General features: G+C 62.8%; 1 pseudogene. It reads right to left on the bottom strand.

Annotation, left to right across the window (positions count from 1 at the left end):
* Positions 1–204: pseudogene (locus tag ACTJKX_RS38255) on the bottom strand (hypothetical protein); the annotation flags it as partial.
* Positions 205–546 lie beyond the last annotated feature (342 nt).

The following is a 546-nucleotide window of genomic DNA, read 5'->3' as shown; positions in this document are numbered from 1 at the left end:
ATTGTCCCACGGCACCACTTCGATCTCGATCTTGGTGTCGGGATTGGCTTTCTGGAACGCCTCAGCGGCTTCCTTGAAATAAGGGCCGGTGTCCTTCGAATATTCGGCGATGGTCACGCGCACCGTGCCAGCCTGCGCCACCGAAGCGCAAGCCAGGAGACTGGCGCCTGCGAGCAGCATCGCCATCCGTCCGATCATTGTCATGAAACGTCCCCGTCCTTGTCATTGCTGCGGTCGTTGCCGCGCCCCCGCGCGCCTCGCCGCTAGAGGGCGCTAATGTTCCCCGTAATCGAAAACCGCGCAAGCAGATTTGACCAACCGGCCTATGGCCGGCACGGTTTTGTCAGTCCTGTCGCATTACCCCCAATCTTCGCCGGCGGGAGGCGCCATGCGGCTTTGCCTTCGCGCCAGCGCCATGCATAGATGGCGCCCGCTTTCCTTCGCAAAGAACCATCCGTTCCCACGAGTCTTCCGATGTCCGATCCTGCCAGCCTCCCCGATCCCTTCGGCCTTTCGGGACGCCACGTCCTGGTCACCGGCGCCGGC

Origin of the sequence: Labrys sp. 22185 (assembly GCF_052045555.1) — a bacterium.
Lineage (GTDB): Bacteria > Pseudomonadota > Alphaproteobacteria > Rhizobiales > Labraceae > Labrys > Labrys neptuniae.
Note: the sequence above shows the minus strand (reverse complement) of the source record. Positions and strands in the feature narration are given on the sequence as shown.